Here is a 15,609-nt window from a genome sequence, read left to right as displayed (position 1 = left end):
ACCTTGTAATTATGGCTTTAGCAATCACAAAGGAGAATTTTCAGGAAGTACTTTCGTCAGAGCTGCCCGTCGTCATCGACTTCTGGGCCGAATGGTGCGGTCCCTGCCGCATGGTAGCCCCCATCGTGGACGAGCTCGCCACCGAGTATGAGGGCCGCGTCCTGATCGCCAAGTGCGACGTGGAGGAGAACGATGAGATCACGGCGAAATACGGCGTGCGCAACATCCCCACCATTATCTTCCTCAAGGGCGGGGAACTGGTGGACAAGCAGGTCGGCGCCGCATCGAAGGATGCGCTGGTCGCCAAGATCGAAAAGCTGCTCTAAGATGCTGCGCAGCATAGCGTGGCATGGAATGCGGGCCGTGGAGTTTTCGAAAGGGGACTACGCGGCCCTGCTGGTTCCGGACATGGGCGCCAACCTTGTGCGGCTGGCCGACACGCGGCGCGGCATCGAAATCCTGCGTGCACCCGCCGGGGATGAGGTCGAAGAGTTCCGGCGGCGCCCGCATGTGTTCGGACTGCCGATCCTCTTCCCGCCCAACCGCATTGCAGACGGGCAATACACGTTCGACGGGCGCACCTACCGCTTCCCGATCACCGACGCGAAAGGAGGCCACTATCACCACGGCATTCTCAAGAGCCAGCCTTTCGCCGTGTCGAAGGCGTGTGAAACCGCGGACGAGGTGTTGGTCGAATGCCGCTACTATTCGAATGCGGGGAACGATGCGATATTCCGCGATTTCCCGCACGAGTTCAAGTGCAAGATCGTATACCGCCTCACGGCCGGCGGGCTGGAACAGGAGGTGATGTTCGCCAACCGCAGCAAGGAGCCGATGCCCGTCGGCGTGGGGTTCCATACGCCGATGCGGATTCCCTTCGCCGGAGGAGCGGCTGGCGATTACGTGATGCGTGCGGCGATTGGAGAACAAGTTGAGCTGAGCGGACGTAACATCCCGACCGGCCGCAAGTTGCCGTTGTCGGAGAAATTTGCCCGGCTGCGCGGCGCGGGGTTGCAGGTGACGGACTGCGACCCGATCGAGGCGGCTTTCACGGTGCGCGAGATCGAGGTGGACGGCAAGCCGTTCCGCGGCGCGTTGGTCGAGAACCTGCGCACGGGCGTCCGTACCTGCTACGAGGTGGACGGGCAGACGACCTGCTGGACGATCTGGAACAACGGCGGCAAGGTTCCCTACTGCTGCCCCGAGCCGCAGTCGTGGACGACCAACGCCCCGAACATGCCCGACCCCGAAGCCGAAGGTTTCCGGTCGATCGCCCCGGGCGGGACGTGGAGCATGAAATTCCGGTTGTACGCCAAATAGTTGTTGTTCTGGAATCCGGAACCGTGTCCGATGAAAACGGGCGCCGCAAGGTTCATACCGACCTGCGGCGCCCGTTTTTCGGGGATTATCGGGGTGTCGGATGCCGGCATGGATGAATTCGGAGCCGATCCGGTTCATGGGGGCGCGACGCGGGCAGCCTCCGGCTCGACGGACGAGCGGACGGCCGCCGGGCATTGCCGCAGCACCCCGGCTGTGTTCTCCCGGATTGTTTTTAGCGGGGCGGAGGCTCAGAATCGTTCTTCGACGACCGTCTCCGACAGCGGTTTGCGCAGCAGCTCATGGCGGCCGGGGTCGGCCGGGATGCCGGCGCCGTAGCCCACGAGCAGGATATTCACCGGTTCGACATGCTCCGGCAGGTTGAATTCCGCGCGTACGGCTTCGGGTTTGAACATGCAGATCCACAGCGTGTCGAGTCCCAGCGACGCGGCGCAAAGCATCATGTGGTCGGTGACGATCGAAGCGTCGATGTCGCCGATCACCTTGCCGTCGTATTTCCGCTCCCAGGCCTGGCCGGTATCGGCGCATACGATGATGGCGCAGGGCGCCCCGAAATCGCGCGTGCATCGTGCCAGGCGTGCCATGCCTTCTTCGGAACGCACGACGATGAGCCGCTGGGGCTGGCGGTTGGCGCCCGTGGGAGCCACGCGGCCGGCTTCGAGGATCGTGTCGAGTTTTGCCTGTTCGACCTTTTGGGCCGTATATTTACGGCAGGCATACCGTTTCTTGGCTAACGAGAGGAAATCCATAGTTGGTCGTGTGTTTGAATCCGTCGTACAAATATAAGGCAAAACTCTCGCTGCGGCAACTTTTTTTCGGCATATGCTGTCATGCGCGACTGACAGTTTGGCAGGAATCGGGGGCTGGCACACGGTTTGTTGAAACTGGGGCAGAGACGAATCAAATTATAATACAACGATAAAACTATGAAAAACGGAAAAATCGGAGTGACGACGGAGAACATATTCCCCGTGATCAAAAAGTTCCTTTATTCAGACCATGAGATTTTCCTGCGCGAGCTGATCTCCAATGCAGTCGACGCAACCCAGAAACTGAAGACCCTCTCGTCGATCGGCGAAATGAAGGGCGACCTGGGCGACCTGACGATCCGCGTTTCGGCGGACAAGGATGCCAAAACGCTGACCGTAACCGACCGCGGCATCGGCATGACGGCCGAAGAGGTCGACAAATACATCAACCAGATCGCTTTCTCGGGAGCCGAGGAGTTCATGGAGAAGTACAAGAACCAGGCGATCATCGGGCATTTCGGACTGGGTTTCTACTCGTCGTTCATGGTGGCCGACAAGGTGGAGATCATTACGAAATCCTGGAAGGAGGGTGCCAAGACCGTGCGCTGGAGCTGCACCGGGACGCCCGAATTCGAAATGGAGGAGACCGACGAGGCGCATGACCGCGGTACGACCATCGTCCTGCACCTGTCGGAGGATGCGCTCGAATATGCCGAGGATTCGAAAGTCGAGGGGCTGCTGCGCAAGTACTGCCGTTTCCTGCCGATCCCGATTGCCTTCGGCAAGGTCAAGGAGTGGAAGGACGGCAAGTACGTCGACACGGACAAGGACAACGTCATCAACAACGTCGACCCGCTGTGGACGCGCAAGCCGGCCGACATTACCGAGGAGCAATACAAGGAGTTTTACCACGAGCTCTACCCCATGAGCGACGAGCCGCTGTTCTCGATCCACCTGAACATCGACTACCCGTTCCACCTGACGGGCATCCTCTATTTCCCGAAGATACACAACAACTTCGAGATCCAGAAGAACAAGATACAGCTCTATTCGAACCAGGTCTACGTGACCGACCAGGTCGAAGGCATCGTGCCCGAATACCTGACGCTGCTGCACGGCGTGATCGACTCGCCGGACATTCCGCTGAACGTGTCGCGGAGCTACCTGCAGAGCGATGCCAACGTGAAGAAGATCTCGAATTACATCACCCGCAAGGTCGCAGACCGGCTGCAGGAGCTGTTCAACACGATGCGCCCGGATTACGAGTCGAAATGGGACGACCTGAAGATCTTTATCCAGTACGGCATCCTCACCGACGAGAAGTTCGCCGAGAAGGCGCAGGATTTCATGCTCTGGAAGAACGTCGAGGGCAAGTATTTCACGCCCAAGGAGTATCTCAAGAAGGTAAAGGAGAACCAGACCGACAAGAACAAGACCGTCGTGCTGCTCTATGTGGACGACCCCGTGGAAAAACACACGTTCCTCGAAGCCGCCAGGGGCAAGGGCTACGACGTGCTGCTGATGGACGGCCAGCTGGACAACCACTACGTCAACTGGTACGAGTCGAAAAACAAGGAGACGCGTTTCGTGCGCGTGGACAGCGATGTGATCGACAAGCTCATCCAGAAGGAGGACAACATCAGGATGTCGCTCACCGAAGCGCAGCAGGAGTTGTTGCGCCCGGTATTCGAAAGCCAGATGCCCAAGGACGACAAGATACACTACAACATTTCGTTCGAGGCGATGTCGCCCGACGAGGCGCCCGTGGTGATTACGCAGAACGAATTCATGCGCCGTATGAAGGAGATGGCCGCAGCGGGCGGCGGGGGCATGAGCCAGTTCTACGGGCAGATGCCCGACAACTTCACCATCGCGGTGAACGGCAACCACCCCATCGTCGCGGACATCCTCTCCGATGCCGAGAAGGCTTACGGCGACAAGCTGAAGTCCATCACCAAGAAGATCGACGCGGCCGTGGCCGAGGAGAACCGCTTCGAGGAGGTTACCAAGGACAAGAAGGAGGAAGAGCTTACCGCAGAGGAAAAGGCCATGCGCGAGGAGTTGTCGAAGAAGGTCGTCACGCTGCGCGATGAGCGCAACGAGCGGCTGCGCGAGATCGGCGGTGAAAACAAGCTCGTGAAGCAGATCATCGACCTGGCGTTGCTGACCAACGGGATGCTCAAGGGCAAGAGCCTGACGGATTTCATCCAGCGCTCGATTTCGCTGATCGAAAAGTAACGGGCAGGGGTTAATGAGGAGGGGGCTGCGCCGCAGGGTGCAGCCCCCTTTTATTTGCCGGCGGGCCGTAAAATACTTGTGCGGAAATAGTTGCGCAAAGGAATAAAAGGTTATATTTGTCATAACCTAAAACCCCGAGTTATGAGAAAACTGCTAACCTCCGGTGCGATGGCGGTCGGGATGCTCCTTGCGTCATGCACCCCGGCGAACCGTGTCGTCGAGAACCCCCTGATCGGGGCTGCCAACACCATGACGCTCGACTTTCCGAAAATAGAACTGAGCGACACGGCGACCGTGTTGCATGTCGATGCCTATTTCCGGCCGCACAACTGGATCCGCATCGACGCGGGTAGCTACCTGCTGGCCGACGGGCAGAAATATATGTTGCAGGGCAGCGAGGGTATCCTCCCCGATTCGCTCTTCTGGATGCCCGACTCGGGCGAAGCGTCGTTCGTGCTGAAATTCGGGCCGCTGCCGCGGGGAACGAAGTCGTTCGATTTCATCGAATCGGACTGCGACGACTGCTTCAAACTCTACGGGGTCGACCTGACGGGTAAGAAGGAGTATCCGCGTTATCCCGAGGGGTTACCCCGCGAACTGCGGAAGGCCCCCGAAGACGGTCCCGTTCCCGAACCGATACTCGCGGTGGGGACAACCACCGTGAACGTCCGCCTGCTGGGGTACCGCAGGGGAATGGCGAAGGAGGTCGCCATGTATGTCAATTCGCTGCTGAACGGGCAGGAAGAGCATACGGCGGCCATCGACCCCGAAAGCGGCATGGCAACCCTGCGATTCGAACAGTACGGCACGGCCATGGCCTATGTTTCGTGCGGCCCGGTATTCGGGATGTGCTGGATTGCCCCCGGTGAAACGCTGGACATGTATGTCGATATGGGGGCAGGCGGCCGGGCCGTCGTGCAGCGCCGCGACAAGGAGCGCGAGCCTGCGCCCGGGCGCAAGCTCTATACGAGCGGGACGTATGCGGATCTCAATGCGCAGGTGGATGCGAGCGGCGGCAGCAGTATCCGCATGAACCTCTATTCGGGCGATTTCGCGGATTACCGCATGAGTGCCGACGAGTATACGCAGATGGTCGTGTCGAAATACGAAAGCCTGGCGGATAGCATCGCGCGCAGCCCGGTGTCCGGGATGATGAAGGAATTGTCCCTGCTCACGTTGCAGCAGGAGGCGCTGACTGCGATCTCGATGGGCGGATTCTTTTTGGCGCATAATTACCGCAGTGTAAACAATGAGTGGGACTACCGCGTCGAACCCGATTATGAGTTCGCCTCGCTGAAGCCCGAACACTATACGGTCGTCGCCGGGCTTTTCGACATCAATAACCTGAAATTGCTGATGGGAATAGACCTCTCCGATTATGTAAATGCGGTATCCCGCAGCTATACGGATGTCGAGTGGGCAGACCTTGTCCATGCGACGGACGGCATCGTCTACGACCTGCCCAAAGTCGTGGGGCTGCCGTCCAAGGCCGAGAACAACGCCCTTACGCAGGAAGACCTCGACCTGTTGCATTCGCTCAAGGAGCCGTTCTACGCCGAGGCCTGCGAGGCGATGCAGGCGCGTGTGCGCAAGGAGCTGGAGTCGGTGAAGGACGTCCGTATCGAAACGACGCCCGAGGTTGCCGTCGACAAGCTGTTCGATGCGATTGTAGCGCCCTACAAGGGCAAGGTGGTGTTCGTCGATTTCTGGAACACGTGGTGCGGCCCCTGCCGGGCTTCGATCAAAGCGAACGAGCCGCTCAAGAGCGGGGAACTGAAGAGCGACGACCTGGTGTGGATATACATCGCCAACGAGACCTCGCCGCTGGTCGCCTACAAGACCAGCATCGCCAAAATCGCGGGCAAGCATTACCGGCTCGACGACGCACAGTGGAAATACCTTTGCGAGAAATTCCAGATCGACGGCATTCCGTCCTATGTGCTGGTCGACCGCGACGGCAGCTATGAGCTGCGTAACGACTTCCGCGACCACGACCTGATGAAAAAGACGCTCAAGGGGATGCTCGAATGACTTTGCGGGAGCCTGCCGGCCGTCGGGAACAGTTTTTCCCGCCACGAGTCGGCCCCGCTCCCCGGAAAGCCGGAATTTCGGATTGACGATTCCGGATCGACTAAAATATAAAAGGCCGTTCCTGCGAACGGCCTTTTATATTTCCCGGGTGGCAGACAGCCCGGTTTCACAGGCTCCACCATCGGGTTGCGTCCGCTTCGGCGGGATGGAACCCGGCCCTTTGCAGAACGCGCTGCGAGGCGCGGTTATCCGGGTCGGTCTCGGCGGTGATCTGCCGGACTCCGGGCTGCTGCTTCGCCCATGCGCACAATGCCCGGACGGCTTCCGTCATGTAACCCTGTTTTTCAAAGGCCTTTTCCAGCCCATAGCCGATCTCTACCCTTCCGTCGGCATCCGCCGCCCCTTTGAAGCAGGCCGATCCCGCAACGACACCGCCATCCCGTAAGATCAGGAACCAGAAGGTGTGGAAGAGGTGATTGACGGGGTCGGCGGCGGCGAGTGCGTACTGCCCCTCGACGATCCGGCGGAAGTCTCCGCGCGGGCTTCCGGCTGTGCAGCGGCAATCCAGTTCCTTTCCCAGTGCCCGAATGTCATGCAGCCAGAGCCCCAGCTGCCGGGGTGTCAGCGGAACGATCCGGAGCCTTTCCGTTGTGAGAAGCATCGAAGTGTCACGGCGGCCTCTACTCCTCCGTCCATTTGTCGGCGACCAGTTTCAGGAACCAGTCGGGGACACGGCACGGGCGGCGCGTATCGCTGTGGATGAAGCCCAGTTGCGTCATGCCCGTATTGAGCAGCTCGCCTTTGCCGTTGTAGATTTCATAAAAGAAATTGATGCGTGCCGTGGGCAGCTCGCGGAGCATGATGCGCACGGTGAGCAGCTCGTCGTAGTAGGCCGGGCGGTGGTATTTGGACTGCACCTCGAGGATGGGCATCATGATGCCCCGCTTCTCGACTTCGGCGAAGGACATGCCCAGATAGCGGAGCAGTTCGCTGCGTGCGGCTTCATAGTAACAGATGTAGTTCGAATGGTGGCAGATGCCCATCTGGTCGGTGTGCTTGTACCACACGCGGATTTGGCAATCGTAACTCAGCATGGTGCTTAAAAGGTTAGGACGGCACGCCCGTCGGGGCAGCCGTCGCGGATTATCAGATTTTGTGATGTGTCGACAGTCAGCCTTGCAGGCCGGCCGCCGATGCGGACTTGGTACGACCCTGTGGGCGGCAGGAGCTTGAGGGGGTCGTCGGTGCGGATGCGGCCGGCCGCCGCCGTCCCGATGACGAGGTAGGGATGCGACAACAGGCGGGCTGCACGGGCCATGTCGCCCTGCGCCACCAGGCGGCGGATGACGGTGGAGCTGACCTTTTCGGCGTCCACGTCGCATTCGCCGACTTCCACGACCTCCAGTCCGAAGCCGTGGCTGCCCAGGTAGTCGTAACTGCCCTGCTTGTCGCGCCCGAAGCGGTGGTTGAAGCCCACGACCAGCGTTTCGGCGCCGATGCGCCCCACGAGGTAGTCGCGGATGAACGTGTCGGGCGCAAGGGCGCTGAATGCCTTGTCGAACGGGATGACGATCAGGTTGTCGATGCCCTGCTGTCCGAGCAGGTAAATTTTCTCTTCGAGCGAGGTCAGCAGCCGCAGGCCGTCGGCCCGGCCGAGCGTCACGCGGGGATGGGGTTCGAACGTGAGTACGACGCTCTCGCCGCCCTGTGCGCGAGCCCTCCCGGCAACGGTACGCAACAGGGCCAGGTGCCCGCTGTGCACGCCGTCGTACGATCCGACGGTCACCGTCGGACGGACGAAATGCGGAAGTGCATCGAACCCGTAAAAAACCCGCATGTCCGGCCGCCCGGCAGCCGGACGGTGTTCCGCAAGGTCGCCGTGTATGTCGTGGCTGCCTGTTTTTCCGCCCTCCGCTGCGTTTTTTGCTTCGCGTTGCATCATGCGTTGCTGCTGTTGCTTTCTTCGTTTTCCTTGACGAAATAGGCCACCTTTTCGAGCAGCGTGGTGATGTCGTAGTTCTCGACGACGATGCCCTGCGGGAAATTCAGCGGCGTGGAGGTGAAATTGAGCACGCCCTTGATGCCGGCGTTGATGATCGGCACCACGAGGCTCGGGGCGACCTTCGTCGGCGAAGAGACGATGACGATGCTGATGTCCTGGTTGACGACCATGTTCTCGAAGGTGTCCATGTGGTAGCACGGGATGCCGTCGATGGTCTTGCCGACCTTCTCGGGATCGACGTCGAAGGCAGCCGTGATCTTCAGCTTGAGCCCCTTGCCGTTGAAATATTTGGTGATGGCCTGTCCCAGGTGTCCCATGCCCAGCACGGCGATGTTCATCTGCGAGGGGCTGTCGAGTATCTTGCTGATGTACTCGATGAGCACCTGTACGTCGTATCCCTTTTTCGTATCGCTCGAAAAGCCGATGAGCATCAGGTCGCGGCGCACCTGCACGGCCGTGATGCCGTGGATGCCCGCCAATACGTGCGAGAAAATATGCGTAATGCCCTGCTTGTGGCTGGCCAGGAGCGTACGGCGGTATTCGCTCAGCCGCTCGATGGTTTTTTCGGGGATCGTATTGGTCAATGCTGCCATAGGGGTCGCTTTATTCGATGGTGATCGTAAAGTCGCTGTTGTAGTTCACCCGCGTCCAGTTGCGGTTGACGTGGTTGTCGCGCTGCTCGCCCTGGCCGAAGACATAGGTGGTTTGCAGCGGCGTATAGCTGCGTCCTTCCATGTCGTATTCGATGTCGTTGTACATCGCGGGGCAGAAGATCAGGGCGGCGTCGTAACCGCGGTAGGAGTAGAGCGAAGGCAATGCGCCGAAGGCGCGGATATAGGCACGGTCGAAATCGAGGATCGCCTGCGAGTCGCGCTTGGCGTGGTAGGTGGAGATGAATACGACACGGTCTTTGAAGAACACCGTGCGGTCGAGGTTGCCGTAGCGGTTCCAGCGGGTGTTGCCCAGCACGACGAAGCGCGGAGCCGTGCGCCCGCGGCCCGTGATGCTCGTATCGGCTGAGGCGATGGCCGCGAGGATGCGCTCGACCTCGACTTCGTCGTCGGTCATGACGACGAAAACATTGTCCTCGCCGTTATCCAGCAGCGGCGTCAGGTCGCCCGGGTTGTTGGCGGGGCGGTTCGACGGGTGCACATAAGTATAGGTGTACTTCCGGTAGTCGGAGTCGCCCAGCAGGGCGAGGATCTCGGATTCGAAGTCCTTGTCCGTGCTGTCGCTGTAAATCAGCGTCACCTGTTTGTCGCCGTTCACCAGGTCGGCGACCTTGTCCCATTTGTGCGACGGGTCGGGTGCCATCTGGAACAGGGCGTCGCTGTTCATCCCCGTGATGCTGGCCAGCGGCGAGACGACGGGGACGTCGTGCTCCTCGGCATAGAGGATGACGGGATGGAGCCCCTCCTCGTATACGGGGCCGACGATCAGCCCGGTGCCGGCGAAGGCGTCGCTTTTGACGATTTCGCGGATCGCATCCACATTGCGGGCCGTGTTGTAAAGCGTGAGGTCTATCGAGTTGCCGTATTTCGTCCGCACGCTGTCCAGCCCCAGCAGGAAGCCCTGGTAGAATTCGAGGTAGTTGCCGTTGGGCTCGTTGCCGACGGCCATCGGCAGCATCAGTGCCACCTTGAGCGGTGCGCTGCGGCGCAGGGCGCGGAATTCGACCTGCTTCGGCCTGCTGCCGGCAAAGATTCCCGGGAGCGAGTCCCGCTCTTGCAGGCTGTCGGCCTGCGGGCCGTTTTCGGCTGCTGCGAGCTGTTCCGCAGAGCCCGGCACCTTGATGATCGCCCCGGCTTTCAGGTCGGCGGGTTTCAGCCCCCCATTGAGCGTCCCGAGCCGATCCTCGGTGATGCCGAAGCGGCGCGAAAGCGAATAGAAGGTTTCGCCCGGCTTCACGATGTGGTAGGCGAAGCCCTCCTCGGCCACGCTGTTGAGCGAATTGCGGTAAGCCTCCCACTGCTCCCTCGTGCCGGCCTCGTCTTCGGAGCCGATCTCCTTCTTGCGGATCAGGATGCGCTCCCCGAGGCGCAGGTGCGCCGGGTCGAGGTTCGGATTGTCCTCGATGACGGTCTGGATCGGGATCTCGTATTTGCGCGAGATGCCGTAGAGCGTCTCGCCCTGCGTCACGGTATGGATGTCGAAAGTCTTGCGCAGCTTGCGATCCGACTTGGGCTGGGGGACGTCCGATACGAAGGGTATCTTGATGCTCTCCCCTGCGCGCAACCCCTGCGCTGCCGCGGGGTTATGTTGCAGGATGACCTTCTCCCCCACCTCGTAGGCCTTCGAAAGCCCGTAGAGCGTTTCGCCGGGCTGCACCGTGTGAACGTAGAATTTCGAGCCGTTTATGTATACGATCGTCCCGGATTTCTGCACCGCAAGGGCGCACAGGCTCCACAGGAGCAGCAGGGCTGTCGCACAGAATCGCTTCATCGTCATTTCGTTTTTTCACGCATACGGATCTCCGTAATGACCTTCTTGGTGTAGAGCGGGAAGTCCCCGTTCATCATCCATGCGTAGTAGCTCGGCTCCGCGCGGAAGACCTCGGCGACGGGGCGCCCCTTGTACTTGCCGAACCCGAAGATCTCCTCGCCCTTTTCGTTGAAAAGGATGCGCCCGGCGTAGTCAGCCGCCTCGCCGCGGGTCGAGAACTCGGCCAGTTTGTCGATGTCGTTCTCCAGGTCGGGGTAGCGTTCCAGCTGCGCCATGAGCACTTCGTAGGTCGCCAGCGTATCGGCCTCTGCCGAATGGGCGTCCTCCAGATCCTTGTCGCAATAAAATTTATAGGCCGCCACCAGCGTGCGCTGTTCCTTCTTGTGGAAGATGTTCTGCACGTCGACGAAACGGCGGCGTTTGAAATCCACGTCGACGCCCGCCCGCAGGAACTCCTCGACCAACACCGGCAGGTCGAAGCGGTTGGAGTTGAAGCCGCCGAAGTCGCAGCCGCGGATGAACTGTTCGAGCGATTTGGCGACCTGCGCGAAGGTCGGGCAATCCCTGACGTCTTCGTCCGTGATGCCGTGGATGGCCGTGGCTTCCGCCGGGATATGCATCCCGGGGTTGAGCTTGCGGGTCTTGACGATCTGCTCGCCGTCGGGCATCACTTTGACCATCGAGATCTCGACGATGCGGTCTTTGGCCGTGTCCACGCCGGTGGTTTCGAGGTCGAAGAAGACGATCGGGCGCTTGAGGTTTAACTTCATCTGTCGGGCGTTATGCGTTGATCATCATCGGCATGAGCAGCATGAGCGTCGCGCTGGTCTGCTTGTCGTCGTAGACGGGTTTGAATACGCCCGCGCGGGTCGAGTCGGCCAGTTCGACCACCACGGTCGGGGTGTCCATGTTCGAGAGTATCTCGACCAGGAACGTCGATTTGAAACCGATCGAGATCGGCTCGCCGTCGTAGCTGCACGTGATGGTCTCGTTGGCCGAAACCGAGAAGTCGATGTCCTGCGCCGTGAGGTTGATCCGGTTGTCGCCGATGTCCATGCGGATCAGGTTGGTGGTCGGGTTCGAGCAGACGGCCACGCGCTTGATGCCGTTCACCAGCTCGATGCGGTCGACGAGCACCTTGTTGGGGTTGTTGGCCGGGATCACGGCGTTGTAGTTCGGGTAGTTGCCCTCGATCAGGCGGCATACGAGCGTGTGGCTCTTGAGCTTGAACATGGCGTTCTTCGAGTCGAAGCTGACCTCGATGGCATCGTCCTCCTTCAGGAGCACCGACTTGAGCAGGTTGGCCGGTTTCTTGGGCAGGATGAACGATGCGCTGACCTCGTTTTCGGCTTCGGACTCGTATTTCACGAGTTTGTGCGCATCGGTTCCCACGAACGTCAGCGCCCCGGGCGCGAGGTTGATGTAGATGCCGTTCATCACCGGTCGCAACTCGTCGTCGGCCGTGGCGAAGATGGTCTTGTTGATGCCGTTCACGAGCATGTCCACATCCAGCCGGAGCTCCTTCTTCTCGGCGCTCAGCTGCGGCACGGCGGGATAGCTCACGGCGCTGGCGCCGGGGATCGAGAGCGAACCGCTCTTCCAGTTGATCGTTATCTCCCAGTTCTTGTCGTTGACGTCGATGGTCAGCGGCAGCTCGGAAAACTCCTTCAGCGAGTCGAGCATCAGTTTGGCGGGAGCCGCGATGGTGCCCTCGCTTTCCACGCTGTCGACCGTGATAGAGCCTATGAGCGTCGTTTCGAGGTCGGAAGTGGTGACCTTCAGTTCGTTGCCATTGAGCTCCATGAGGAAGTAATCCAGGATGGGCAGCGTGTTTTTATTGCTGATAACCTTGCCGGTGGTAGCCAGAAGCGAAAGCAGGGCCGAGCTTGATACTGAAAATTTCATACGTTGTTTCCTTTCTTTTATTTTCTGTTATATGGATTGCTTATTTCAATACTGCCAATTTGTCGAGCGCCGTCGAGATCATCTTGCGCACGAAGGGCTTGTAATCGGTGTCGACATTCTGGGCGATACGCTGTGCGATGATCGTGCAGATGGTCGCGGCGCGGTGTCCCATCAGGGCTGCCAGGCCGGCCAGCGCCGAGCCCTCCATCTCGAAATTGGTGATGCGGCGGCCGTGGTAGTCGAACGATTCGATTTTCGCGTTGAGCTCGGCATCCTGCGGTTCGAGGCGAACCCAGCGGCCCTGCGGCGCATAGAAGCCCGGGGCGGCGATGGTGATGCCCTCGCGCGTCACGTCGCTGAAATGCTCGAAGAGCGTCTTGTCGGCGTCGATGAAATAGGGTTTGGGCAGCAGCTCGTTCCAGCCGACATGCTCCATGAAAGCCTTTTCGATCTCCAGGTCGCAGACCTCGTTGCGCCCCTTGTAGTAGTTGAGCAGGCCGTCGAAGCCTACCGACGTGCGCGAGAAGACGAACTCCCCCACCTTGATATCGGGCTGGATGGCCCCCGACGTGCCGAGCCTGACCAGCGTGAGCTGCCTTTTGTGGGCCTTCTCCTGCCGGGTGGCGAAATCGACGTTGGCCAGCGCATCGAGCTCCGTGACCGAGATGTCGATGTTGCCGATGCCGATGCCCGTCGAGAGCACCGTCATGCGTTTGCCTTTGTAGGTGCCGGTCACCGTTTTGAATTCACGGTTTGCGACTTCGCACTCTTTCGTATCGAAATGTTCCGCCACGAGGGCCACGCGGCCCGGATCCCCGACGAGGATCACCGTATCGGCCAACTGCTCCGGAAGCAGGTGCAGATGGAAAATGGAACCGTCGTCGTTGATAATCAATTCGGAAGCTGGAATCGTTCTCATAATAGTCGTTTTTAAATTTTCATAATTGGCATAAAAGTAATATATTTACCTCGAATATCAAAACTTCGAAGGGAATTTTTCATAAATATATGTATAGCGGAAACTCCGCATCAAAGCCTTGAAATATGACATTGATTAAATCCATTTCCGGCATCCGGGGCACCGTGGGAGGGGCCCAGGCCGGGAACCTGACGCCGCCCGACGTGGTGAAGTTCACCACGGCCTACGCCCGTCTGGCCGCCCGCCGCAATCCGGGCAAAAAACTTACCATAGTTGTCGGCCGCGACGCCCGGATTTCGGGCGAGATGGTCGCCGACCTGGTCGAAGGCACCCTGCTGGCGTGCGGTGCGGATGTGATAAACGTCGGCCTGTGCACCACGCCGGGGGTCGAGATGGCCGTCATCACGCACAAGGCCGACGGCGGCATCATCATCACCGCCTCGCACAACCCCCGCCAGTGGAATGCCCTGAAGCTGCTCAACGCCGACGGGGAATTCCTCAGCGACGCCGAGGGGAAACAGGTGCTTGCGATGGCGGAAGAGGAGGATTACGAATACCCCACCGTCGACGGCATCGGGCGCGTCCTTTCGCGCGAGCCGTTCAACGAACGGCACATCGCGCAGGTGCTGGCGCTCCCGCTGGTCGATGCCCAGGCCATCCGTGCGCGCCGCTACAAGGTCGTCGTGGACGCCGTGAATTCGGTGGGCGGCATCGTGATGCCCGAATTGCTGCGACGGCTGGGGTGCGAGGTCGTGGAGCTGAACTGCGACCCCACGGGCGAATTCGCCCACAACCCCGAGCCGCTGCCGGAGAACCTGACCGAAATAGCCGGGGTGATCCGCCGCGAGAAGGCCGACCTGGGGATCGTCGTGGATCCCGATGTCGACCGGCTGGCACTGGTCAGCGAGGACGGCTCGATGTTCGTCGAGGAGTACACGCTGGTGGCTGTGGCCGACTACATCCTCACGAAGCACCCGGGCGGGAACACCGTTTCCAACCTGAGCTCGTCGCGGGCGCTGCGCGACGTGACGGAGCGGCACGGCGGCAAATATTATGCTTCGGCCGTCGGCGAGGTGAACGTCGTGGCCAGGATGAAGGAGGTGGGCGCCGTGATCGGCGGAGAAGGCAACGGAGGCGTGATCTACCCGGGGCTACACTACGGGCGCGATGCGTTGGTGGGAACGGCACTCTTTTTGACATGGCTCGCACAGACGGGGATGACCATGACGCAGTTGCGTGCGACCTATCCGGCATACTATGCGTCGAAGAATAAAATCGAGCTGACACCGGCGATCGACGTGGATAAAGTGCTGCGTGAGATAAAGGAACGTTATGCCGATGAGAACGTGAACGATACGGACGGGGTGAAAATCGACTTCCCGGAGAACTGGGTGCACCTGCGCAAGTCGAATACCGAACCCATTATCCGGGTCTATACCGAGGCGAAGTCGATGGCCGCGGCCGAGGCGCTGGCGCAGCGGTTCATCGGGGAAATCAAGGAAATCTGCAAAATATAAACAGTTTAAACGAAACGACTATGAAGAATAAAGTCATGATCCTCGCGGCTGCGATAACGCTTGTCGCCTGCGGGGGCAACCAACAGAAAAAGGCGGTATCTGAAAAGGTCAAAGCGGATGCCGTGAAGGTCGACATGCATGATGCGGAGAGCTCGCTCGACTACCAGGGGACATACACCGGGGTTTTCCCGGCGGCGGACTGCCCGGGGATCGACATGCGCCTCACGCTGAAGAAGGACGGCACGTACAGCCTGCACATGAAATACCTGGACCGCGACTCGGAATTCGACGAGAAGGGCGCCTACAAGGTCAAGGGGAACCTGCTGACGCTGACCCCCATGGACGGGCAGCCGGAGTACTACAAGGTGGAGGAGAATCAGGTGCGCAAGCTCGATGCCGACAAACAACCCGTCACGGGGGCGCTGGCCGAAAATTACGTATTGAAGAAAACCGAATAAAACCCTTGCC

15 protein-coding genes are annotated in these 15,609 nt (G+C 59.9%); 6 read left to right on the top strand and 9 right to left on the bottom strand.

All coding sequences use genetic code 11. The features are described from left to right. Window positions 1-11 precede the first annotated feature (11 nt). Window positions 12-326 (top strand): thioredoxin, encoded by a 315-nt coding sequence (gene trxA, locus NQ559_RS15025; RefSeq protein WP_018695986.1) that lies wholly within the window; start codon window positions 12-14, stop codon window positions 324-326. A 1-nt stretch (window position 327) separates the two neighbouring features. Next, on the top strand, window positions 328-1,320 hold the full coding sequence (locus NQ559_RS15020; RefSeq protein WP_018695987.1) for an aldose 1-epimerase: 993 nt from the start codon (window positions 328-330) through the stop codon (window positions 1,318-1,320). 248 nt (window positions 1,321-1,568) lie between these two features. Here NQ559_RS15020 and NQ559_RS15015 read toward each other — a convergent pair whose 3' ends face one another. After that, window positions 1,569-2,087 (bottom strand): nitroreductase family protein, encoded by a 519-nt coding sequence (locus tag NQ559_RS15015; protein ID WP_018695988.1) that lies wholly within the window; start codon window positions 2,085-2,087, stop codon window positions 1,569-1,571. A 177-nt stretch (window positions 2,088-2,264) separates the two neighbouring features. On the opposite strand from NQ559_RS15015, the gene htpG reads away from it, so the two are divergent. Further along, window positions 2,265-4,325 carry a molecular chaperone HtpG gene (gene htpG / locus NQ559_RS15010; protein ID WP_018695989.1) on the top strand — a complete coding sequence of 687 codons (2,061 nt, stop codon included), beginning with the start codon at window positions 2,265-2,267 and terminating at the stop codon, window positions 4,323-4,325. Window positions 4,326-4,466: 141 nt separating this feature from the next. After that, entirely contained in the window at window positions 4,467-6,356 is a 1,890-nt protein-coding gene (locus tag NQ559_RS15005) for a thioredoxin-like domain-containing protein (RefSeq protein WP_026318387.1), read from the top strand. A 166-nt stretch (window positions 6,357-6,522) separates the two neighbouring features. Here NQ559_RS15005 and NQ559_RS15000 read toward each other — a convergent pair whose 3' ends face one another. The 8 genes from NQ559_RS15000 to NQ559_RS14965 are packed head-to-tail and all read right to left on the bottom strand — an operon-like array spanning window position 6,523 to window position 13,624. Continuing rightward, window positions 6,523-7,017: a GNAT family N-acetyltransferase gene (locus NQ559_RS15000; protein WP_018695991.1), complete on the bottom strand. Its 495-nt coding sequence runs from the start codon at window positions 7,015-7,017 to the stop codon at window positions 6,523-6,525. A 19-nt stretch (window positions 7,018-7,036) separates the two neighbouring features. After that, window positions 7,037-7,450: an acyl-CoA thioesterase gene (locus NQ559_RS14995; protein WP_018695992.1), complete on the bottom strand. Its 414-nt coding sequence runs from the start codon at window positions 7,448-7,450 to the stop codon at window positions 7,037-7,039. Between the two features lie 5 nt (window positions 7,451-7,455). Beyond that, window positions 7,456-8,298, bottom strand: a complete 843-nt coding sequence (locus NQ559_RS14990) for an FAD synthetase family protein (RefSeq protein ID WP_018695993.1) — start codon at window positions 8,296-8,298, stop codon at window positions 7,456-7,458. Continuing rightward, a complete protein-coding gene (locus NQ559_RS14985) occupies window positions 8,295-8,951 on the bottom strand; it encodes a redox-sensing transcriptional repressor Rex (RefSeq protein WP_018695994.1) in 657 nt (218 codons plus the stop codon). The genes NQ559_RS14990 and NQ559_RS14985 overlap by 4 nt, the downstream gene beginning before the upstream one ends. 10 nt (window positions 8,952-8,961) lie before the next feature. Further along, the gene (locus tag NQ559_RS14980; RefSeq protein WP_018695995.1) at window positions 8,962-10,806 is read right to left on the bottom strand and encodes a PBP1 and LysM peptidoglycan-binding domain-containing protein; all 1,845 of its coding nucleotides are present in this window, start codon (window positions 10,804-10,806) and stop codon (window positions 8,962-8,964) included. After that, complete coding sequence (locus NQ559_RS14975; RefSeq protein WP_018695996.1) at window positions 10,803-11,570, bottom strand: 3'-5' exonuclease; 768 nt, start codon at window positions 11,568-11,570, stop codon at window positions 10,803-10,805. Before NQ559_RS14975 ends, NQ559_RS14980 begins: the two co-directional genes overlap by 4 nt. Window positions 11,571-11,580: 10 nt before the next feature. Beyond that, a complete protein-coding gene (gene dnaN / locus NQ559_RS14970; RefSeq protein WP_018695997.1) occupies window positions 11,581-12,705 on the bottom strand; it encodes a DNA polymerase III subunit beta in 1,125 nt (374 codons plus the stop codon). 40 nt (window positions 12,706-12,745) lie between these two features. Next, the gene (locus tag NQ559_RS14965; RefSeq protein WP_026318389.1) at window positions 12,746-13,624 is read right to left on the bottom strand and encodes a nucleoside phosphorylase; all 879 of its coding nucleotides are present in this window, start codon (window positions 13,622-13,624) and stop codon (window positions 12,746-12,748) included. A 125-nt stretch (window positions 13,625-13,749) separates the two neighbouring features. Here NQ559_RS14965 and glmM point away from each other — a divergent pair, with 125 nt between their 5' ends. Together glmM and NQ559_RS14955 are read left to right on the top strand one after the other, a co-directional pair. Continuing rightward, window positions 13,750-15,141 (top strand): phosphoglucosamine mutase, encoded by a 1,392-nt coding sequence (glmM, locus tag NQ559_RS14960; protein WP_018695999.1) that lies wholly within the window; start codon window positions 13,750-13,752, stop codon window positions 15,139-15,141. Between the two features lie 20 nt (window positions 15,142-15,161). Beyond that, on the top strand, window positions 15,162-15,599 hold the full coding sequence (locus NQ559_RS14955) for a copper resistance protein NlpE (RefSeq protein WP_018696000.1): 438 nt from the start codon (window positions 15,162-15,164) through the stop codon (window positions 15,597-15,599). The last annotated feature ends 10 nt before the right edge of the window (window positions 15,600-15,609 follow it).

Source organism: Alistipes onderdonkii (assembly GCF_025145285.1).
Classification (GTDB): Bacteria; Bacteroidota; Bacteroidia; order Bacteroidales; family Rikenellaceae; genus Alistipes; species Alistipes onderdonkii.
Note: the sequence above shows the minus strand (reverse complement) of the source record. Positions and strands in the feature narration are given on the sequence as shown.